The 20,353-nt window shown below is 72.8% G+C and carries 13 protein-coding genes; 3 read left to right on the top strand and 10 right to left on the bottom strand.

The window, feature by feature from the left end:
- Positions 1 to 33 precede the first annotated feature (33 nt).
- The gene (locus tag V3C34_RS07610; protein ID WP_346008448.1) at positions 34 to 1,044 is read right to left on the bottom strand and encodes an SDR family NAD(P)-dependent oxidoreductase; all 1,011 of its coding nucleotides are present in this window, start codon (positions 1,042 to 1,044) and stop codon (positions 34 to 36) included.
- Between the two features lie 131 nt (positions 1,045 to 1,175).
- Here V3C34_RS07610 and V3C34_RS07605 point away from each other — a divergent pair, with 131 nt between their 5' ends.
- Complete coding sequence (locus tag V3C34_RS07605; protein ID WP_346008447.1) at positions 1,176 to 4,598, top strand: bifunctional proline dehydrogenase/L-glutamate gamma-semialdehyde dehydrogenase; 3,423 nt, start codon at positions 1,176 to 1,178, stop codon at positions 4,596 to 4,598.
- 70 nt (positions 4,599 to 4,668) lie between these two features.
- Here the strand turns inward: V3C34_RS07605 and cimA are convergent, their stop codons facing one another.
- From cimA to V3C34_RS07575, 6 genes are all read right to left on the bottom strand, one after another.
- Positions 4,669 to 6,249 (bottom strand): citramalate synthase, encoded by a 1,581-nt coding sequence (cimA, locus tag V3C34_RS07600; RefSeq protein ID WP_068422454.1) that lies wholly within the window; start codon positions 6,247 to 6,249, stop codon positions 4,669 to 4,671.
- A gap of 308 nt (positions 6,250 to 6,557) precedes the next feature.
- Positions 6,558 to 7,358, bottom strand: a complete 801-nt coding sequence (locus V3C34_RS07595; protein ID WP_068422457.1) for an HAD family hydrolase — start codon at positions 7,356 to 7,358, stop codon at positions 6,558 to 6,560.
- Between the two features lie 38 nt (positions 7,359 to 7,396).
- Entirely contained in the window at positions 7,397 to 8,497 is a 1,101-nt protein-coding gene (locus tag V3C34_RS07590; protein ID WP_346008446.1) for a branched-chain amino acid aminotransferase, read from the bottom strand.
- A gap of 59 nt (positions 8,498 to 8,556) precedes the next feature.
- Positions 8,557 to 9,600 (bottom strand): 3-isopropylmalate dehydrogenase, encoded by a 1,044-nt coding sequence (locus tag V3C34_RS07585; protein ID WP_346008445.1) that lies wholly within the window; start codon positions 9,598 to 9,600, stop codon positions 8,557 to 8,559.
- Between the two features lie 59 nt (positions 9,601 to 9,659).
- Complete coding sequence (gene ilvD, locus V3C34_RS07580) at positions 9,660 to 11,501, bottom strand: dihydroxy-acid dehydratase (RefSeq protein ID WP_082807553.1); 1,842 nt, start codon at positions 11,499 to 11,501, stop codon at positions 9,660 to 9,662.
- 105 nt (positions 11,502 to 11,606) lie between these two features.
- Positions 11,607 to 11,768 carry a hypothetical protein gene (locus V3C34_RS07575; RefSeq protein WP_169701922.1) on the bottom strand — a complete coding sequence of 54 codons (162 nt, stop codon included), beginning with the start codon at positions 11,766 to 11,768 and terminating at the stop codon, positions 11,607 to 11,609.
- Positions 11,769 to 11,929: 161 nt separating this feature from the next.
- Between V3C34_RS07575 and V3C34_RS07570 the strand changes: the two genes are divergently transcribed.
- Positions 11,930 to 15,472, top strand: coding sequence for an ABC transporter ATP-binding protein (locus V3C34_RS07570; protein ID WP_346008444.1), 3,543 nt, complete (start codon positions 11,930 to 11,932; stop codon positions 15,470 to 15,472).
- A gap of 127 nt (positions 15,473 to 15,599) precedes the next feature.
- On the opposite strand, the gene ilvC is transcribed toward V3C34_RS07570, so the two are convergent.
- The 3 genes from ilvC to V3C34_RS07555 form a co-directional block, all read right to left on the bottom strand.
- Positions 15,600 to 16,628: a ketol-acid reductoisomerase gene (gene ilvC, locus V3C34_RS07565; RefSeq protein ID WP_068325210.1), complete on the bottom strand. Its 1,029-nt coding sequence runs from the start codon at positions 16,626 to 16,628 to the stop codon at positions 15,600 to 15,602.
- 84 nt (positions 16,629 to 16,712) lie between these two features.
- The gene (gene ilvN / locus V3C34_RS07560; protein ID WP_068325211.1) at positions 16,713 to 17,222 is read right to left on the bottom strand and encodes an acetolactate synthase small subunit; all 510 of its coding nucleotides are present in this window, start codon (positions 17,220 to 17,222) and stop codon (positions 16,713 to 16,715) included.
- A 13-nt stretch (positions 17,223 to 17,235) separates the two neighbouring features.
- On the bottom strand, positions 17,236 to 19,077 hold the full coding sequence (locus tag V3C34_RS07555; RefSeq protein ID WP_068325515.1) for an acetolactate synthase large subunit: 1,842 nt from the start codon (positions 19,075 to 19,077) through the stop codon (positions 17,236 to 17,238).
- Positions 19,078 to 19,409: 332 nt separating this feature from the next.
- On the opposite strand from V3C34_RS07555, the gene V3C34_RS07550 reads away from it, so the two are divergent.
- Entirely contained in the window at positions 19,410 to 20,336 is a 927-nt protein-coding gene (locus V3C34_RS07550) for a GNAT family N-acetyltransferase (protein WP_346008443.1), read from the top strand.
- Positions 20,337 to 20,353 lie beyond the last annotated feature (17 nt).

The raw sequence follows: 20,353 nt of genomic DNA, 5'->3' as shown, positions 1-20,353 counted from the left end.
GTATGCCCGCGGGGGCCCCGGCACCGGCGGCCGTCAGCCGGCCCGGTCCGCCTCGTGCGGCGGGACCTCGTTGTGCCGGCGGGCCGCGCGGTCACCGAGGACGCTGAGCGCGTCGACGACCCTCGACCCCAGCTCGAGTCGGGCGCGGGCACCGACCACGTGGTCCGCGTCCCGGCTCATCGACGGGCCGTCCTGCCGACCGTGCGGGAGCAGCCGCGCCACGAGGCCGAGCAGGCGGGAGGTCGTCCCCGGCGCGACCCCGTGGACCCGCCGGCCCACCCAGGTGAGGGGCGTCAGCTCGACCTGCGAGCGCCCGGCGAGCACGGCGTCGACGATCCGTCGGGCGGCTCGTGGCCCGGAGACCGAGAGCAGCGGCATCGAGGCGCCCGGGGCGAACCACGCGTAGTCCTTGGCCGCGTCCCCGACGAACTGCGCGTGCACGTGGCCACCCGTGCGCATCAGGCCCGGGACGATCGTCGTGGCCGTGACGCCGGTGCCGCTGAGCTCCGACCGAAGTCCCTCGGTGAGGGCGGTCGCGCCGAACTTCGCGACGGAGTACGGCAGCAGGTGGGGCACCGCGACGACACCGCCGACGGAGCTCACCACCCCGATCCGGCCCGATCCCGCCGAGAGCATCGTGGGCACGACGGCGAGGCACAGGTGCACCGGGCCCATGAGCATGGTGTCGATCGCGGCCCGGAAGTGGCCGAGCGTCGTCGACTCGAGCGGACCCACCTGGATGATGCCGGCCACGTGGATGGCGACGTCGACGCGGCCCTCGTCGCGGAGCACCCGCCCCACCCAGGCCTCGACGGCCTCGGCGTCGGTCACGTCGCAGACCTCACCTACGAAGGACCCGGTGCCCTGTGCCGACGGTCCGACCCGGCCCTGCGCGACGAGCCGCTCGGCCCGGTCGAGCTCGACTCGGTCGCGGGCGCAGCCGTGGACGCGGTACCCGCGGGCGGCCAGCTCGGCGCTGATGAGCAGGCCGAGCCCGCGCGAGGCTCCGGCGACGAGGGCGACCTGTCGTGTGGGTGGGACCATGCCCCGGCCCTACCCGCCGACCGCCCGCTCATGCCCCGCCGGTGCCGATCAGACAGATGTATGACGGAGCGGACTGCTGCACAGACATCCGTCGGTGGCGACGACCCCACGCGCGTCCTACCGTCGAGAGCATGAAGACCACCCCTGCGCAGACCGACCCGGCCACCGCCGCCTTCGCCCCCTTCGTCGAGGACGCCATCACGCTCGCCGAGCGCTGGTCCGCCGCCGCGGAGGCCGGGGAGACCCGGCGCGAGGCGCAGACGACCGGCCAGCTGGCCGCCCTGCTCTCCGACCACGCCGGCCTCGACCTGGCCGTCTTCTTCGTCGACCGCGTCGCCCGCCCCGAGGACAACACGGTCGCCGCGACCGCGCTCAACCGGATCACCGCGTCCGACGCGTCGTCCTTCCTCGGCACCCTCGACCGCAGCCTCCTCGGCCTCGGCGCCCGCGCGGCCAGGATCGCGCCCCAGGTCGTCGTCCCCGCCGCCCGCGCCCGCATGAAGCAGATGGTCGGCCACCTCATCGTCGACGCCCGCGACCCCAAGCTGGGCAAGCACCTCGCGGCCGCCCGCGAGGACGGGTTCCGCCTCAACATCAACCTGCTCGGGGAGGCCGTCCTCGGTGAGGGCGAGGCCGCGTCCCGCACCGAGCGCACCCGCGAGATCCTCCAGCGTCCCGACGTCGACTACGCCTCGATCAAGGTCTCCTCGCTCGTCAGCCAGATCAGCACCTGGGACACCGCCGGCACCGTCGAGCGCTGCCTGACGCGCCTGCGCCCCCTCTACGAGACCGCCCGCGCGTCGACGCCGCACGCCTTCGTCAACCTCGACATGGAGGAGTACCGCGACCTCGAGATGACGATGGAGGTCTTCATGGCCCTCCTGTCCGAGCCGCAGTTCCACGACCTCGAGGCCGGCATCGTCCTGCAGGCGTACCTGCCAGATGCCCTCCCCGCGCTCGAGCGCCTCATCGAGTTCGCGACCGCGCGCCGCGACGCCGGCGGCGCCCCGATCAAGGTCCGGCTCGTCAAGGGTGCCAACCTCGCCATGGAGCGCGTCGAGGCCGTCCTGCACGGCTGGAAGCAGGCGCCCTACACGACCAAGGCCGACGTCGACGCCAACTACCTGCGCTGCATCGAGCGGGCGTTGCGCCCCGAGCTCGCCGGCGCCCTGCGCCTGGGTGTCGCCTCGCACAACCTCTACGACGTCGCCGCGGCGCACCTGCTCGCGCAGCACCGCGGCGTCCAGGACGCGCTCGACGTGGAGATGCTCCAGGGCATGTCCCCCGCGCAGGCCCGCGCGGTCCGCGACGAGGTCGGCACCGTGGTCCTCTACACGCCGGTCGTCGCCCCCAAGGACTTCGACGCCGCCGTGTCCTACCTCGTGCGCCGCCTCGAGGAGACCGCCTCGCCGGAGAACTACCTCCACGCCTCCTTCGCGGACGACCCGGGGGCCATGCCCGACCAGGAGGCGCGCTTCCGGGCCAGCGTCGAGGCCATCGGGTCCACACCCGTCGGGCCGCGTCGCTCCGCCGAGCGCCGGCCGATCGGCGACGTCTTCGCCAACACCCCCGACTCCGACCCGGCGCTGCCCGCCAACCGCGAGTGGGCCGCCCGCGCCGTCGCCGCCTCGCGCCCCGAGCCGACCTCCCCGCACCTCGGCAGCGTCGCCGCCGTCGACGAGGTCGTCGCCACCGGCCGGGACGCGCACGCTGCCTGGGCCGCCCGCCCGGCCGCCGAGCGGGCAGACCTCCTGCGCCGTGCCGCTCGGGAGATCGACGCCCGGCGCGAGGAGCTGCTCGCCGTCATGGCCGCCGAGGCCGGCAAGACGGTCGCCGAGGCCGACCCGGAGATCTCCGAGGCCGCCGACTTCGCCCGCTACTACGCCGACCGCGCGCTCGAGCTGGCCGACGGGGCGATGGCGGACGGCGCGCGCTTCACCCCCTTCGCGCTGACGCTCGTCACGCCGCCGTGGAACTTCCCCGTCGCCATCCCGATCGGCGGCGTCCTCGCCGCGCTCGCCGCCGGGTCCGCCGTCGTCATCAAGCCCGCCCCGCAGACCCCGGTCTGCGTGGAGGCGACCGTCGACGCGCTCCACGCCGCCGGCATCCCCCGCGACGTCCTGCAGGTCGTGCGCACCGAGGAGGACGAGGTCGGCCAGCACCTCGTCTCCCACCCGGGGGTCGACGCGGTCGTCCTCACCGGGGCCAGCGAGACCGCGCGGCTCTTCGCCGGGTGGCGCGCCGGCCGCGAGCACGGCGCCCGTGTCCTGGGTGAGACCTCGGGCAAGAACGCGCTCGTCGTCACCCCGTCCGCCGACCTCGACCTCGCCGTCGCGGATCTCGTCTCGTCCGCCTTCGGCCACGCCGGCCAGAAGTGCTCCGCCGCCTCGCTCGGCATCCTCGTCGGGTCGGTGGCCACCTCCGAGCGCTTCCGCCGCCAGCTCGTCGACGCCGTCGAGTCGATCGCCGTCGGCTGGCCGGTCGACCTCGGCACCCGCATGGGCCCGGTCATCGAGGAGCCGAGCGGCAAGCTGCGCCGCGCGCTCACCACGCTCGAGCCCGGCGAGAGCTGGCTCGTCGAGCCCCGGCAGCTCGACGACACCGGTCGCCTGTGGTCGCCCGGCGTCAAGGACGGCGTGCGCCCCGGCTCCTTCTTCCACCTCACCGAGGTCTTCGGCCCGGTGCTCGGCCTCATGCGCGCCGACTCGCTCGACGAGGCGATCGAGCTGCAGAACGCGACGGACTTCGGTCTCACCGGCGGTCTGCACAGCCTCGACGAGGGGGAGATCGCGCACTGGACCGACGCGGTCGCCGTGGGCAACGCCTACGTCAACCGGCACATCACCGGCGCCATCGTGCGTCGCCAGTCCTTCGGCGGCTGGAAGGCCAGCTCGATCGGCCCCGGCGCCAAGGCGGGTGGCCCCAACTACGTCGCCCAGCTCGGGACGTGGTCGGCCCACGGCCTGCCGACGAAGGGAGGCGCCGTCACCTCCGCGGTCCGTGCGACCGTCGACGCGCAGCTGGCCTCGCTCGGCGAGCGGGTCACCGAGGTCGAGCGGACCTGGCTCGAGGCGGCGGTCGCGAGCGACGCGGCCGCGTGGGCCCAGGAGCTCGGCGTCGAGCACGACGAGAGCGCCCTCGTCGTCGAGAGCAATGTCTTCCGCTACCGGCCGCACCCGCAGGTGCTCGTGCGCGCCGGCGCGCAGACCCGCGTCGTCGAGGTCCTGCGCCTCGTCGCCGCGGCCACCCTGACCGGCGCCCACGTCCTCGTCTCGGCGGACACCGCCGCCGGGCTGCCGAGCAGCATCGGGCACGTGCAGGTCGTCACCGAGACCGACGCTGCCCACCTCGCCCGTGCCTCCCGCGCCGCGGACGCCCGGGTCCGGGCGGTCGGCGGCGTGCCGGCCACGCTCGTCGACGAGCTCGTCGCCGCGGGCGTCGACGTCATCACCGGCGAGGTCCTGGCGACGGGACGACGCGAGCTCCTCCCCTTCGTCCGGGAGCAGGCGGTGAGCACCACCCGTCACCGCTTCGGTCACGTGGCCGGCGCCTGAGCGCCCGCGAGACTCGGGTGATGGGCCCTATCCGACGTGGATAGCGGCCATCACCCGAGTCTCGAGCGCGTCAGCGCACGGGCACCCCGGCCCGCATCAGCCCGTAGGTGACGCCGTCGAGGAGCGCCGACCACGAGGCCTCGACGATGTTGGGCGCGACGCCGACGGTCGTCCACGAGGTGTGCTCGTCGCTGTGCTCGATGAGCACGCGGGTCGTGGCGTCGGTGCCGTGCGCGGCGTCGAGGATGCGCACCTTGTAGTCGATGAGCTCGATGCCCTCGAGCTCCGGGTAGACGACCGAGAGGGCCTGCCGCAGTCCCTGGTCGAGCGCGTTGACCGGGCCGTTGCCCTCCCCCGTCGCCACGAGCCGCTGCCCACCGGCGACGGCCTTGACCGTCGCCTCGGACAGCGCGTCGGCGCCGCCACGGGCGTCGATCATGATCCGCCAGGACTCGATCTGCGCGTACTCCGGGGCGTCCTCCTCGAGCTCGCGGCGCAGCAGCAGCTCGAAGCTCGCGTCGGCCGCGTCGAAGGTGTACCCCTGCTGCTCGAGTGCCTTGACCCGCGCCAGGACCCGGGTCAGGGCGTCGTCGTCACCGGAGAGGTCGACGCCGAACTCGCGGCTCTTCAGCTCCACGGTCGCGCGCCCGGCCATGTCGGAGACGAGCATGCGCATGTCGTTGCCGACGTCCTTGGGCTCGATGTGCTGGTAGAGGTCGGGGTCGACCTTGATCGCGCTCGCGTGCAGCCCGGCCTTGTGCGCGAAGGCTCCCGACCCCACGTACGGCTGCCGGGAGAAGTGCGGGAAGTTGGTCACCTCGCTCACCGCGTGCGCGATGCGGGTCGCGTCCTGGAGGCGGTGCGGCTCGACGAGGTCCATGCCGAGCTTGAGCTGGAGGTTGGCGACGACGGTGATGAGGTCGGCGTTGCCGGTCCGCTCGCCGTAGGCGTTGACCGTGCCCTGCACGTGGTCGGCGCCCGCCTCGACGGCGGCCATGGTGTTGGCGACGGCGCAGCCGGTGTCGTTGTGGCAGTGGACCCCGAGGCGCGCGCCGGTGGCGGCGATGACGTCCGCGACCGCGTCGCGGACCTGCCCGGGCAGCATCCCGCCGTTGGTGTCGCACACCGCGACGACCTCGGCCCCGGCCTCGTGGGCGGCGCGCACGCAGGCCAGCGCGTAGTCGCGGTCGAGGTGGTAGCCGTCGAAGAAGTGCTCGCCGTCGACGATCACCGTGCGGCCCTGCTCGCGCAGGTGGGTCACGGTGTCGGTGATCATCGCGAGGTTCTCCTCGCGGGTGGTCCGCAGCGCACGCTCGACGTGGCCGGGGTGCATCTTGGCCACGAGGGTGATGACCTCGGCGCCCGAGTCGAGCAGCGCCTGCACCTGCGGGTCGCTGGCGGCGGACCCGCCGGCCCGACGGGTGGCGCCGAAGGCCGCGAGGGTCGCGGTGTGCAGCTGCAGCTCGGTGCGCGCGCGGGCGAAGAACTCGGTGTCGTTGGGGTTGGCGCCGGGCCAACCCCCTTCGATGTGGGTGACGCCGAGGTCGTCGAGGTGACGGGCGATCGCCAGCTTGTCGACGACGGACAGGTTGATGCCCTCCTGCTGGGCACCGTCGCGCATGGTCGTGTCGTAGACGTGGAAGCCGTGCATGGTGGGTCTCTCGCTCGGGACGAAGGGGAGGCACTCGCCTCCCGCGGCAGTGTGACACCTGCTCGTCGCGCCCGTCCGTGGCTGGGGTGTGCTCCGGACCCGTCTGCGTCTGCCGTTCCCTGCCCGACAAATGCAAAAGACCCCCCGGGTGTGGGAGGTCCGCGCGACGAGCAGGTGGCTCGTCGCGCCTAGATAATGAGCTCGGCCGCGGTGGCAGCCCGGGTCGTCATCTGCAGCATCACCCGATCACCTTGGCACCACCGCCGCGAGGCATCACCCGACGTCCGCATGATGGGATCGCGGTGCCGTCAGGCGAGCCGGGCGAGGAGCCCTTCGAGGGTGACCGCGACGCCGTCCTCGTCGTTGGTCGGCACGCGATCGGTCGCGACGGCCAGCACCTCCTCGTGCGCGTTGGCCACGGCGAAGGAGCGCCCCGCCCACGTGAGCATCGGCAGGTCGTTGGGCATGTCGCCGAAGGCCCAGACGTCGGCCGCGTCGATCCCGAGCTCGGCGCACCACCCGGCGAGCGCAGCCGCCTTGGTCACCCCCGCCGCGGAGATCTCGGCGAGCCCGCCTGCCCCGGAGAAGGCGACGATCGCCCGGTCCCCCACGACCTCGGTGACGACGGCGATGAACTCCTCGTCGCTGAGGTGCGGGTTGCGCGCGAGCAGCTTGCCGACGGAGGCGTCCGTGAGCAGCTCGATCGAGGGCGTCGTCACGAGGTCCTCGGGGTGGTCGTGGATCGCGGCGAACATGCTCTCGGCGGCCAGCCCCGTGTGCCGCTCGGCGGCGAAGCCGGTCCCGGGCAGCTGCTCGCGCAGGTCGTGCACGATCTCGGTGACGACATCCCGCGGGATCGAGCGCACCCCGAAGATCCGCCGCTCCGCGACGTCGTAGCGGAAGGCGCCATTGCCGCAGAGCGCCACGCCCCGAGCCCCGACGACGTGCGCGAGCTCGTCGAGCCAGCGCGGCGGCCGGGCGGTGACCAGGACCGTCTCGAGGCCCGCGTCGGCGACGGCACGAAGGGCGTCGACCGAGCGTGCCGACACGCTCCCGTCACTGCGCAGCAGGGTGCCGTCGAGGTCGGTGGCGATGAGGCGCGGGGTCACGGGGATCGGTGGCCGAGGGGGGTCGGCGAGCGTGCCGCTCAGACCAGCCGGGTCATCCAGCCACGCGTGTCCTCCGCGCGGCCGTACTGGATGTCGAGGAGGGCCTGGCGGATCCTGCGGGTGTACTCCCCGCCCCCTTCGCCGGCCGTGGACGGGGCCGAGCCACCGGCCCAGCGCAGCTCGCCCACGGGGGTGATGACCGCGGCGGTGCCGCACGCGAAGACCTCGGTGATCTCGCCGGAGGCGACGCCCTCGGTCCACTCGTCGATGCCGATGCGCGCCTCCTCGGGGGTCAGGCCGAGGTCGGGAGCGATCGCCAGGATCGAGTCGCGGGTGACGCCCTCGAGGATCGAGCCGGTGAGCGCGGGGGTGCGCAGACGGCCGTCCCGGGTGACGAAGAAGAGGTTCATCCCGCCGAGCTCCTCGATGTACGTCTGCGTCGAGGAGTCGAGGAAGACGACCTGGTCGCAGCCCTGCGCCTGGCCCTCGAGCTGGCCGGCGAGCGAGGAGGCGTAGTTGCCCCCGCACTTGGCGGCGCCGGTGCCGCCCGCGCCGGCGCGCGCGTAGTCACGACTCAGCCAGAGGTTGACCGGCTTGAGGCCGCCCGCGAAGTAGGCACCCGCGGGGCTGGCGATGACCGAGAAGGTCACCTCGTTGGCGGGGCGCACGCCGAGGAAGGCCTCGGAGGCGAACATGAAGGGGCGCAGGTAGAGGCTCATCTCGCCGCTGTCGGCGGCCGGCACCCACGCCTCGTCGATCTCGACGAGCGCCGTGATGGCCCCGATGAAGTCCTCCTGCGGCAGCACGGGCAGCGCGAGGCGCTCGCAGCTGCGCGCCATGCGCGCGGCGTTGCGGTCGGGCCGGAAGGTCCACACAGAGCCGTCCGCGTGACGGTAGGCCTTCATGCCCTCGAAGACCTCCTGCGCGTAGTGCAGGACGGCCGCGGCCGGGCTGATCCGGAGGGGCCCGAAGGGCCGCACCTCACCGGTGTGCCAGCCCTCCCCCTTCGTCCACGTCGCGGTGACCATGTGGTCGGTGAAGGTGGACCCGAACCCCGGGTTCGCGAGGACCGCCTCGCGCTCGGCGTCGGGAAGGGGGGCTTCGCTGCGGGTGGTCGTGAAGGTCAGCTCAGCGGTCATCGGTGGCACGTCTCCTCGGGGGTCTGGTGTGTTGCAGGCTACCCCCCGGGAGGGAGGCCTCAGAGCCGGCCGGCCACCGCGTCACCGATCGCGCTGGTCGACCGCTCGCCCGAGCGCTCGGCGAGGTCGGCGGCCACGGCCGCCTCGAGCCGCTGGGCGTCCTCGGCGAGACCGAGGTGGTCGAGCAGCATCGCGGCGGAGAGGATCGCGGCGGTGGGGTCGGCCTTGCCCTGGCCGGCGATGTCCGGGGCCGAGCCGTGGACCGGCTCGAACATGCTCGGGGCCTCGCGGGTGGGGTTGATGTTGCCGCTCGCGGCCAGGCCGATGCCGCCGGCGACGGCCGCGGCGATGTCGGTGATGATGTCGCCGAAGAGGTTGTCGGTGACGATGACGTCGAAGCGCGCCGGGTCGGTCGCGAGGAAGATCGTCGCGGCGTCGACGTGCTGGTAGGCGGTCTCGACATCGGGGAACTCCGCGCCGACCTCGTCGACGGTGCGGCGCCACAGGTGGCCGGCGTTGACGAGCACGTTGTGCTTGTGGACGAGCGTCAGGTGCTTGCGCGGCCGGGCCTGGGCGCGGGCAAAGGCGTCGCGGACGACCCGCTCCACGCCGAAGCGGGTGTTGACGCTGACCTCGGTCGCGATCTCGTGCGGGGTGCCGACGCGCAGCGCGCCGCCGTTGCCGACGTACGGGCCCTCGGTGCCCTCGCGGACGACGACGAAGTCGAGCCCCTTGCTCGTCACGTGCTCCGCGAGCGGGCTCTGCACACCCGGGAAGAGCTTGGCCGGGCGCAGGTTGACGTAGTGGTCGAGCGCAAAACGAAGGGGGAGCAGCACGCCGCGCTCGAGGACACCGGAGGGGACGGTCGGGTCGCCGATGGCGCCGAGCAGGATGCCGTCGTGGCCGCGCAGCTCGTCCACGACGGAGTCGGGCAGGGTCTCGCCGGTGCGGTGCCAGCGGGCGGCGCCCAGGTCGTACTCCGTGGTGCAGATGTCGACCCCGGTGGCGCCGAGAACCTTCAAGCCCTCCGCGACCACCTCGGGGCCGATCCCGTCGCCGCCGATGACGGCGATGTCAAAGCTCTTGGTCTGCGCGTCGGTCATGCGGTCAGGCTATGCGGCCGTCCCGACATGTGAACCTCACGTCCCGCCATGCGGACGTCTCAGTCGACCTTGCGCGCGGCGCCCTTGTCGGCGGACTGAGCGAACTTCGCGAAGATCTTCAGCGCCGGGGAGACGGGACGTTCGCGGTCGACCGGGGCCCACCCCTTCGCGTCCTGCTCGGTGCGGCGGCGGGCGAGCTCCTCGTCGTCGACGAGGAGGTTGACCCGACGACCCGGGATGTCGAACTCGATGACATCGCCGTCCTTGACCAGGCCGATCGCGCCACCGGAGGCGGCCTCCGGGGAGACGTGGCCGATGGACAGGCCGGACGAGCCGCCGGAGAAGCGCCCGTCGGTGATCAGGGCGCACTTCGGGCCGAGGCCGGTGCCCTTGAGGTAGGAGGTCGGGTAGAGCATCTCCTGCATGCCGGGGCCGCCCTTGGGGCCCTCGTAGCGGATGACGACGACCTCGCCCTCCTGCACCTGCTTGGACAGGATCATCTCGACCGCCGCCTCCTGCGACTCGGCGACGCGTGCCGGGCCGGCGAAGTTCCACTGGTGCTCGGGCACGCCGGCGGTCTTGACGATGCAGCCGTCGGGCGCGAGGTTGCCGTGGAGGACGGCCAGTCCCCCTTCGCTCGTGTAGGCGTGCTCGACGGAGCGGATGCACCCGGTCTCCGCATCCCGGTCGAGGGAGGACCACCGGTTGGTCGACGAGAAGGCCTGGGTCGTGCGCACGCCGCCGGGCGCCGCGTGGAAGAGCTCGGTGGCCTTGGCCGACGTCGCGCCGGAGCGGATGTCCCAGTCGGACAGCCAGGAGTCGAGGTCGCGGCTGTGCACCGAGCGCACGCCCGCGTCGAGCATGCCGCCGCGGTGCAGCTCGCCGAGGATCGCAGGGATGCCGCCGGCACGGTGCACGTCCTCCATGTAGTAGTCGCCGCTGTTGGGCGCGACCTTGACCAGGCACGGGGTGACCCGCGAGAGCGCGTCGATGTCGTGCTGGTCGAAGTCGACCTCCGCCTCCTGCGCCGCTGCGAGCAGGTGGAGGATCGTGTTGGTCGAGCCGCCCATGGCGATGTCCAGGCGCATCGCGTTGGCGAAGGCCGGCTTGGTCGCGATCGAGCGCGGCAGGACCGACTCGTCGTCGCCGTCGTAGTAGTCGCGGCACAGGTCGACGACGAGCTTGCCCGCGTCGAGGAAGAGGTCCCGCCGGGCGCTGGCCGTGGCGAGCGTCGAGCCGTTGCCGGGGAGGGAGAGACCGAGCGCCTCGGTGAGGCAGTTCATCGAGTTGGCGGTGAACATGCCCGAGCAGGACCCGCACGTCGGGCAGGCGGCCTGCTCGATCGCGGTGATCTCCTCGTCGGAGACGTTGTCGTCCACGGCCTTGACCATCGCGTCGACGAGGTCGAGCCGGGTGTACGTCTCGCCGTCGTCACCGATGATCGCCTTGCCGGCCTCCATCGGGCCGCCGGAGACGAAGACCGTCGGGATGTTCAGGCGCAGCGCGGCCAGGAGCATGCCCGGCGTGATCTTGTCGCAGTTGGAGATGCACACGAGCGCGTCGGCGCAGTGCGCGTTCACCATGTACTCGATCGAGTCGGCGATGACCTCGCGGCTCGGCAGCGAGTAGAGCATGCCGTGGTGGCCCATCGCGATGCCGTCGTCGACGGCGATGGTGTTGAACTCCTTGCCCACTCCCCCGGCCTCCTCGATGGCGCCGGCGACGAGCTGGCCCATGTCCTTGAGGTGGACGTGCCCCGGGACGAACTGGGTGAAGGAGTTGGCGATCGCGACGATCGGCTTGCCGAAGTCCCCTTCGCCCATGCCGGTCGCGCGCCAGAGGGCACGGGCACCGGCCATGTTGCGACCGTGGGTGGTGGTTCGGGAACGCAGCTCAGGCATGACCCCACGGTAGTTCGCCGGTCCGGGCAGTGATACCGCGTCTCACATGCAGACCGCCCCTGCCCGCACGGCGCGGGAGGGGCGGTCAGTGGTTCGTGGGCTGGCTCACTCGCCGCTGTCGCGGCGGTCCAGGCTCTCCTGCAGGGCCCGGCGGGCCTCGGCTGCGTCGTCGCTCATGTCGGCTCCTCGTACGTGCGGGTGGGTCCGGTCGGGCACGACGTGGGTGGGGTGCCGGTGGTGCGAAGGGGGTGGCGCCGGGTGTGGCACCGATCGTGCGACGGTACGCCGCCCGGGTCCCGTACCGATACGCCATGTCCACCACCTGGACGCGCGTCTCGAGGTTCGGCTGGCAGACGTGGGTCGTCGTCACCGGGTCCCAGGGAAAATCGGAGGCGCGTGTCGGTGGGTGGACATAGCCTTGACAGGTCATGACGCAGACCCTCGAGCGGACCGCCACGCCGCCCCCCACGACCACCGAGTCGACCCCGCCGGAGCGCACCGTCGACTGGCGACGCATGAGCTCGCCCGCCGCCGGCTTCGCCCTGGCCTGCTCGGCGACCGCCGCCGTCCTCATCACCCTCGGCACGGTCGTCATCGGTCGCCTCGCCGAGGACCCGACGACCGGCCTCGTGCAGCTGCTCGCGCTCCTCGTCGTCGGTGGCGCGCTCGTCGACAACATCGGCAAGGTCGTCTGGGTCGGCCTGTCCGACCGGGCCGAGGGGGTGCTGCGCGACGACCTGCTCGACGCCGCGCTCGCCCAGCCCGTCGCGACCCTCTCGGAGCAGGCGGCCGGCGAGATCCTCGACCGGGTCGACGACGACACCCACGAGGTCGGCAACCTCATGAGGTGGCAGGTGTGGATGTTCGCGCGGACCGCCTTCTCCGTCATCCCGATGTGGGTCGTCGCGGGCCTCACGTGGTGGCCCGCGTGGCTGCTCTTCCCCCTGCTGGGGCTCGTGACGGGCGCCGCGGTGCGCCCGCTGCTCGGCGAGATCTCCCGTCGCAAGGTCGTCGAGGAGATGGCCTGGACGGACCACGCGAGCGCGCTCGAGGAGGGCATCGCGGGTCGCGACGACCTGCGCACGAGCCTCGGGCAGGCGCACATGGTCCAGCGGCTCGCGACGCTGACCGCGGCCGTCCACGCGCGCTTCGCCAGCGTCCTCGAGATCGAGAGCCGGCTCGCCCGCCGCGCCGGCCTGCTCCTGCACGGGCTCCTCGCGGGCATCGGCGTCGCCGGCATCGCCCTCTCGGTCCGCGGCTCCCTGTCGGTCGGCGAGCTCGTCACGCTCTTCATCGTCACCTCGAGCTTCGTCGGGCTGATCACGATGCTCTCTCACCAGCTCCCCGACCTGCAGGCGGGACTGGGTGCGGTGATCCGCCTGCGGCAGATGCTCGCCGTCGAGCCCGAGCCGCAGGGTGGCGCGCCCGTGCCCGAGGGGGCCGAGCTCACGGTCGAGGTGCGCGGCCTGGACTTCTCCTACGCGGAGGGCAGCTTCGCGCTGCGCGACGTGACCTTCAGCTGCCCGGCCGGCGAGACCGTCGCCCTCGTCGGGCGCACCGGGTCCGGCAAGTCGACGCTCGCGTCCTTCGTCTCCCGGGCCATCGAGCCGCCCCGCGGCAGCGTCTTCGTCGGCGGCGTCGACGTGCGCGACATCGACCTGCAGCTGCTGCGGACCGAGGTCGGCGTCGTCACCCAGCGCACCGAGATCATCTCCGGGACCCTCGCGGACAACATCGCCCTCTTCGACGACACCCCGCGCTCGGACCTCCGGGCGGCCGTCGTCGAGCTCGGGCTCGGTGACTGGGTCGACGGGCTGCCCGACGGTCTCGACACCCTCCTCGGCCCCGGCGGCACGACCCTGTCCGCCGGCGAGGAGCAGCTCGTCGCCTTCGCCCGGCTGCTCGTGCGCGACGTGCGCGTCGTCGTGCTCGACGAGGCCACCGCCCGCATGGACCCGCTCACCGAGCGGCGGGTGGTCTCCGCCGCCGACCGGCTGCTGCTCGGCCGCACCGGCATCCTCATCGCCCACCGGCTCAACACCATCGAGCGGGCACCGCACGTCGTCGTCCTCGACCGCGGCCGGGTCATCCAGCAGGGCCGGCGCACCGACCTGGCGCAGGCACCCGGCCCCTTCCGCACCCTCCTCGTCGACAGCCGGGCGGAGTCGGCGACCGACCTCCCTCCGGCCGCGGGGTCCGCCGGCGACCACGACGTCGACCACGCCGACCTCGACCCCGTCGGCGGCCGACGGCGCACCACCACCCCGCCGGACCTGCCCGAGGTCGGCGACGGTCCGTCGCTGGCCCGGGGCATCACGCACGCACTGCTGGTCAAGCCGGCGTGGGGCATCGCCGGGGCGGCCTGCTTCCTCCTGCTGTCGCTGCTCGGGGCGCAGGGTGCGATCACCGGGCTCGTGTGGGGCCGCGCGATCGAGGAGCTGCAGGCCGGTCGGACGCCGACCCTGCTCGCCGCCGTGCTCGTCGCCTGCCTGCTCGTCGTCCCCTTCATCACCGCGCAGGCCTTCTACCGCTACCCGCTGTGGTGGATCGAGGTCATGCTCCGCACCCGCATGGCGGTGCTCGTCGGTCAGACGCGCGCGGAGCGGCTGCCGCGCATACCCCCGGGTGAGGTCGTCGCCCGGTCGATGGACGCCGACCGGTACGCGCGCTACGCCGACCGGTGGGTCGACTTCATCAACGGCCTGGTCATCGCGGCCGTCACGGCCGTGCTCGCCGGCACGTGGGTCGCCGGCGCCGTCCTGCTGACCGTCATGATCAGCTCGGCGCTGGCCGCGAGCCTCGGCCGTCCGGTCGCCGGCCGCTCCGCCGCGGCGGCGTCACTGGCCCGCGCCCGCTTCGGCCGCGCGGTCGTCTCTGCCCTGGAGTCGGTCCGCACGGTCAAGCTGGCGGCGGCCACCCCCTTCGTCCGTCGCCACCTGCGCGAGGTCGACGGCGGACGCGTCGAGGCCGCCGTCAAGGAGCACCGGGTCCAGGCCGTGCTGGACGCCGTGCCGCTCGTCATGGTCCAGGGCGGCATCGTCGCGACGTGGTGGATCCACGTCGCCGGCGGCTGGGGCCTCGGGACGGCGATCCTCGTGTCCGGCGCCGTGGCCGGCTTCGACTGGTTCGGCCGCGTCGCCAGCATGGTCGTCACCGAGGCACCCGGCACCCGGGCCTGGCAGGTCGAGACGGCCCGCTTCGCCGGCGGCGTCGACCTCATGGACCTACCCGCGGGCGTCGACCTCGTCGAGGGCACCGCTCCCCTGCCGGTCACCGGGGAGCGCGAGCCCCTGCGGCGCCTCGAGCTGCGCGGGCTGAGCGTCGTCCACGACGACGGCACCGTCGGCGCGAGCGACATCGACCTCACCGTCGACGCCGGTGAGCTCGTCCTGCTCGTCGGCCAGGTCGGGTCGGGCAAGTCGAGCCTGCTCGCCTCGCTCGCCGGGCTCGTCGACCACCGCGGCGACCTGCTGTGGAACGGCTCCCCCGTCACCGACCCCCAGCGGACCCTGCGGCCGGGTCGCGTCGCGCACGTCGCCCAGGTGCCCCGGGTGTTGTCGGGGACCTTCACCGACAACGTGCGGCTCGGGCACGAGCGACCCCTCGACGCGCCGGTCGCGCTCGCCCGGCTGACCGAGGACGTCTCTGCCGCAGGCGGGCCCGACTCGCTCGTCGGCCACCGCGGCGTGCGTCTGTCGGGCGGCCAGGTCCAGCGTCTGGCGCTCGCCCGGGCACTTGCGACCGAGGCCGAGCTGCTCCTCGCCGACGACGTCTCGTCCGCACTCGACGCGACGACCGAGATCGACCTGTGGCGCGGTCTGCGCGAGCGGGGAGCGACGGTCATCGGTGCGACCTCCAAGCGGGCGGCGCTCGAGCAGGCCGACCGCGTCGTCGTCCTCGACGGTGGCCGGGCGGTCGCGGTCGGTGCCTGGTCCGACCTCTCCCCGACGTGGGGGCACCTGGCCGGCTGATCCCCTTCGTCCCGCGGGACGGTGGGTCCAGGGCATGACGAAGGGGGCGCCCCCGGCCGGTGAGCCGGTGGGCGCCCCCTTCGGGGCCCGCGCGGGGTCGCCGCGACGGGAGTCCTGGGTGCTCGCGTCAGCGAGCGGCCGAGCCCTCGACGTAGTCGTCGTCGCCCGACTTCCACGCGAAGTGCGCGCGCAGCGCCTTGCCGGTGGCCTCGATCGGGTGGCCGGCCTCCTTCTCGCGCAGCTGCGTGAACTCGACGGCCCCGTTGTCCTGGTCCTCGATGAAGCGGGTGGCGAAGGTGCCGTCCTGGATGTCCTTGAGGACGCCCTGCATGCGGTCCTTGACGCCCTGGTCGATCAGGCGCGGGCCGGAGACGTAGTCGCCGTACTCCGCCGTGTCGGAGCAGGACCAGCGCTGCTTGGCGATGCCGCCCTCCCACATGAGGTCGACGATGAGCTTGAGCTCGTGGAGGACCTCGAAGTAGGCGATCTCCGGCTGGTAGCCCGCCTCGGTCAGGGTCTCGAAGCCCGCCTGGACGAGGTGCGAGACACCACCGCAGAGGACGGCCTGCTCGCCGAAGAGGTCGGTCTCGGTCTCCTCGGTGAAGGTCGTGGTGATGACGCCCGCACGGGTGCCACCGATGCCCTTGGCGTAGGACTTGGCGATCTCCCACGCCCGGCCCGACGCGTCCTGCTCGACCGCGATGATGTCGGGGATGCCACGGCCGTCGACGAACTCACGGCGCACGGTGTGGCCGGGGGCCTTCGGCGCGACGAGGATGACGTCGACGCCGGCCGGCGGCTGGATGTAGCCGTAGCGGATGTTGAAGCCGTGACCGAAGACGAGGACGTCGCCCTCGCCCAGCGCGGAGGCGATCTCGTCGGCGTAGAGGTGGCGCTGCACCTGGTCGGGGGCGAGGATGACGATGACGTCCGCCTCGGCGGCGGCGGCGTTCGGGGTGAGGACCTTCAGGCCCTCGGCCTCGGCCTTGGCCCGGGACGAGCTGCCCTCGCGCAGGCCGACGCGCACGTCGACGCCGCTGTCGCGCAGGTTGAGCGCGTGGGCGTGGCCCTGCGAGCCATAGCCGATGACGGCGACCTTGCGGCCCTGGATGATGGACAGGTCGGCGTCGTCGTCGTAGATCACTTCAGCGGCCATGTGGCTCTTCTCCTTGTGGTGTCGATACTGCAGTCGAGTCTGGGCGTCATCGTCTCGCGTCCGGCGAGCCGACGACGCAAGGGATCAGTGTCTGGACCGGTCCGTGATGGACCGGGGGCCGCGGCCGATGGCCACGACGCCGGACTGGACGAGCTCCTTGACGCCGTGGGGCTCGAGGATCTCGAGCATCGCGGCGATCTTGTCGGAGTTGCCGTACACGTGCAGGGTCATCGCCTCGGGCGTCGTGTCGACGATCTTGGCCTTGAACATCTGCGCGGTCTCGAGGATGGCGCTGCGGTTGGTCGCGTCGGCGCGCACCTTGACGAGGACGACCTGGCTCGTGACCGAGGCCAGCGGGTCGAGCTCGACGACCTTGAGCACCTCGACGAGCTTGTTGAGCTGCTTGGTCACCTGCTCGAGCGGGAGCAGGTCGACCTCGACGACGACGGTCATCCGGGAGACCTCGGGGTGCTCCGTGGGGCCGACGGCCAGCGAGTCGATGTTGAACCCGCGACGGGAGAACAGCGCCGAGATCCGGGCGAGGACGCCGGGCTTGTTCTCGACGAGGACGGACAGGGTGTGCTTCGTGCTCATGGGTGGCCTGCGCTCACTTTCCCTGGGAGTCGCTGTGGTCGGCGTCGGTCGGCTGCTCGATGGCCTCTGACTCCTCGCGGTCCCACTGGGGCGCGGAGTCCCGGGCGATCTGGATCTCGTCGTTGCTCACGCCGGCGGCCACCATCGGCCACACCATGGCGTCGCGCTCGACGACGAAGTCGACGACGACGGGGCGGTCGTTGATCGACATCGCCTCGGCGATCGTCGCCTCGAGGTCCTCGGGACGCTCGCAGCGCAAGCCGACGCAGCCGTAGGCCTCGGCGAGCTTGACGAAGTCGGGGATGCGGCTGCCGACCGAGGTGTGCAGGTCGGTGTTGGAGTAGCGCTCGTTGTAGAAGAGCGACTGCCACTGGCGGACCATGCCCAGGCTCGAGTTGTTGATGATCGCGACCTTGATCGGGATGTCGTTGATGACGCAGGTCGCCAGCTCCTGGTTGGTCATCTGGAAGCAGCCGTCGCCGTCGATGGACCACACGACACGGTCGGGCTCGCCGACCTTGGCGCCCATGGCCGCCGGCACGGAGTAGCCCATCGTCCCGGCGCCGCCGGAGTTGAGCCAGGAGTTGGGGCGCTCGTAGTCGATGAACTGCGCGGCCCACATCTGGTGCTGGCCGACGCCCGCCGCGTAGATCGCCTCGGGACCGGCGGCCCGGCCGATGGCCTCGATGACCTCCTGCGGCATGAGCGCGCCCTCGCCGTGCGACTGGTAGCCGACCGGGTAGGTCTGGGACCAGCCCGCGGTCTCCGCTGCCCAGACCGCGTAGGTGTGCGGGTTGACGTCTGCCGCGTCACCGGAGCCGGACTCGACGGCGGCGATGAGCTCACCAAGGATCGCCTTGGCGTCGCCGACGATCGGCACGTCGGCGGTGCGGTTCTTCGAGATCTCCGCCGGGTCGATGTCGGCGTGGATGACCTTGGCCCCCGGGGCGAAGGACGGCAGGTGACCGGTCACCCGGTCGTCGAAGCGGGCACCGATCGTGATGAGCAGGTCACTGCGCTGCAGGCCGGTCACGGCCGCGACGGACCCGTGCATCCCGGGCATGCCGAGGTGCAGGCGGTGCCCGTCGGGGAAGGCGCCCCGCGCCATGAGGGTCGTGACCACCGGGATGCCGGTGAGCTCGGCGAAGCGGAGCAGCTCGACGTGCGCGCCGGAGCGGATCACGCCGCCGCCGACGTAGAGCACCGGCCGGCGGGCGGCGGCCATGAGGCGCACGGCCTCGCGGATCTGCTTGGCGTGCGGACGCGTCACCGGGTGGTAACCCGGCAGGGCGATCTGCGGCGGCCACGCGAAGGTGGTGGTGGCCTGCAGCGCGTCCTTGGAGATGTCCACGAGCACGGGACCGGGGCGACCGGTACCGGCGATGTGGAAGGCCTCGGCGATGACGCGCGGGATCTGCGCCGCGTCGGTCACGAGGTAGTTGTGCTTGGTGATCGGCATGGTGATGCCGCGGATGTCCGCCTCCTGGAAGGCGTCGGTACCGATGGCGGCGGAGGCCACCTGGCCGGTGATCGCGACCATCGGGACGGAGTCCATGTGCGCGTCGGCGATGGCGGTGACGAGGTTGGTGGCCCCGGGCCCGGAGGTGGCCATGCACACCCCGACCTTGCCCGTGGCGGAGGCGTAGCCCTCGGCGGCGTGGCCGGCGCCCTGCTCGTGCCGCACGAGGATGTGGCGCACCTTCGTCGAGTCCATGAGCGGGTCGTAGGCGGGCAGGATGGCGCCGCCGGGGATGCCGAAGACGACCTCCGCGCCGACGTGCTCGAGGGAGAGGACGAGGCTCTTCGCTCCCGTCACCTGCTCGGGGGTCGGTCGAGCCTCCGCCCGGCGCGCCATCGCGGCCGGGCTCGGGGCGCTGCTGGTCGTGTCAGTCACCGTGTGTCCTTCGGTCAGTCGTGCCATCCGTCCTGCTCCTCACATCTTCTCCTGGCATGAAAAAGCCCCTCAGTCCGGGTACGGACATGAAGGGCGCGCGCTGCGTCGACGACGTCGTCGCTCAGGCAGCGCGCCGGGGAAGTACGAGGAGGAGGACCATGTCGTTACTCTCCCCCGCCGCCTCCCCCGTGTCAATGAATGAGACGGCAGCGTCCACCATCCGGACGCAGGCGAAGGGAGTGCCGCCGACAATCCCCGTGACACCGCCCGGGAAGTGGAGGATCCTCCCTTCCATGAGCACCGCAGCGTCGACCCCCTTCGCCCTGCCGGCAGGCGTGGACCTCACCGTCCGCCCGCTCCGGGCCACGGACGCCGAGGCGGTCGTCGCGCTCGCCCGCGCCGACGAGGCCGAGTCGCTGGCGGAGCCGATCACGGAGCTGGTCGACGTGCAGCGGGCCTGGCGGCTGCCGACCACCGACCTCGACCACCGCTCGCTGGCCCTCCTCGACGGCACCCGCCTCGTCGGCTACCTCGTCGTCGGGGCGCACGGTCGCCTCGACGCGGTCGTCGCGGCCTCGCACCGCGGCCGCGGCATCGGGCGCGCCCTGCTCGACCACGCCATGGTCGTGGCCCGCAACCAAGGTGACCCGGAGGTCTCGCAGACGGTGCCCGTCGGCAGTCCCGCCCACCGCTTCCTCGACGCGGCCGGCGGCACCGCGACCTGGGACTCCTGGATCCTCGAGCTGCCGGCCGACCGCCGCCTGCCCGAGCAGGCGCTCCCCGACGGCTTCACGCTCGGCGAGGGGCGGCCCGAGGAGATGCACTCCGTGCACCTGGTCAAGGAGGCCGCCTTCGACGAGTGGCCCGGCCGGCGCCCGACGAGCTACGAGGAGTGGGCGGCCGACTTCCTCGAGGGCGAGGAGGCCGCGCCGTGGCGCTGCCGCGTCGTGCGCGACCGCGAGGGCCGCGTCGTGGCCATGGCGATGGTCATCGGCAGCGAGGACGGGATGCTCTGGGTCGACCAGCTCGCCGTCGCCGCCCCGCACCGCGGCCTCGGCCTGGGCCGTGCCCTGCTCGCGGACTCCTTCGCGGAAGGACGTCGGCGCGGGCTGGCCCGTGCGGGGCTGTCGACCGACTCGCGCACCGGTGCGCTCGGCCTGTACGAGCACGTCGGCATGGAGGTCACCGCGACCTTCCGCCACCTCGCGATCCCGGTGTGAGGGACGACGAGGGACGA

This window comes from Janibacter terrae (assembly GCF_039636765.1).
In the GTDB taxonomy this organism is placed as follows: Bacteria; Actinomycetota; Actinomycetes; order Actinomycetales; family Dermatophilaceae; genus Janibacter; species Janibacter terrae.
This window is presented reverse-complemented; position numbering and strand designations above follow the sequence as displayed.

Coding starts and splice junctions, on each gene's coding strand:
- ilvC (WP_068325210.1), bottom strand. CDS start 16,628: ATGGCCGCTGAAGTGATCTACGACGACGACGCCGACCTGTCCATCATC.
- cimA (WP_068422454.1), bottom strand. CDS start 6,249: ATGCACGGCTTCCACGTCTACGACACGACCATGCGCGACGGTGCCCAG.
- ilvN (WP_068325211.1), bottom strand. CDS start 17,222: ATGAGCACGAAGCACACCCTGTCCGTCCTCGTCGAGAACAAGCCCGGC.
- V3C34_RS07610 (WP_346008448.1), bottom strand. CDS start 1,044: ATGGTCCCACCCACACGACAGGTCGCCCTCGTCGCCGGAGCCTCGCGC.
- V3C34_RS07585 (WP_346008445.1), bottom strand. CDS start 9,600: ATGACCGACGCGCAGACCAAGAGCTTTGACATCGCCGTCATCGGCGGC.
- V3C34_RS07550 (WP_346008443.1), top strand. CDS start 19,410: ATGAGCACCGCAGCGTCGACCCCCTTCGCCCTGCCGGCAGGCGTGGAC.
- V3C34_RS07555 (WP_068325515.1), bottom strand. CDS start 19,077: ATGGCGCGCCGGGCGGAGGCTCGACCGACCCCCGAGCAGGTGACGGGA.
- V3C34_RS07590 (WP_346008446.1), bottom strand. CDS start 8,497: ATGACCGCTGAGCTGACCTTCACGACCACCCGCAGCGAAGCCCCCCTT.
- V3C34_RS07605 (WP_346008447.1), top strand. CDS start 1,176: ATGAAGACCACCCCTGCGCAGACCGACCCGGCCACCGCCGCCTTCGCC.
- ilvD (WP_082807553.1), bottom strand. CDS start 11,501: ATGCCTGAGCTGCGTTCCCGAACCACCACCCACGGTCGCAACATGGCC.
- V3C34_RS07570 (WP_346008444.1), top strand. CDS start 11,930: ATGACGCAGACCCTCGAGCGGACCGCCACGCCGCCCCCCACGACCACC.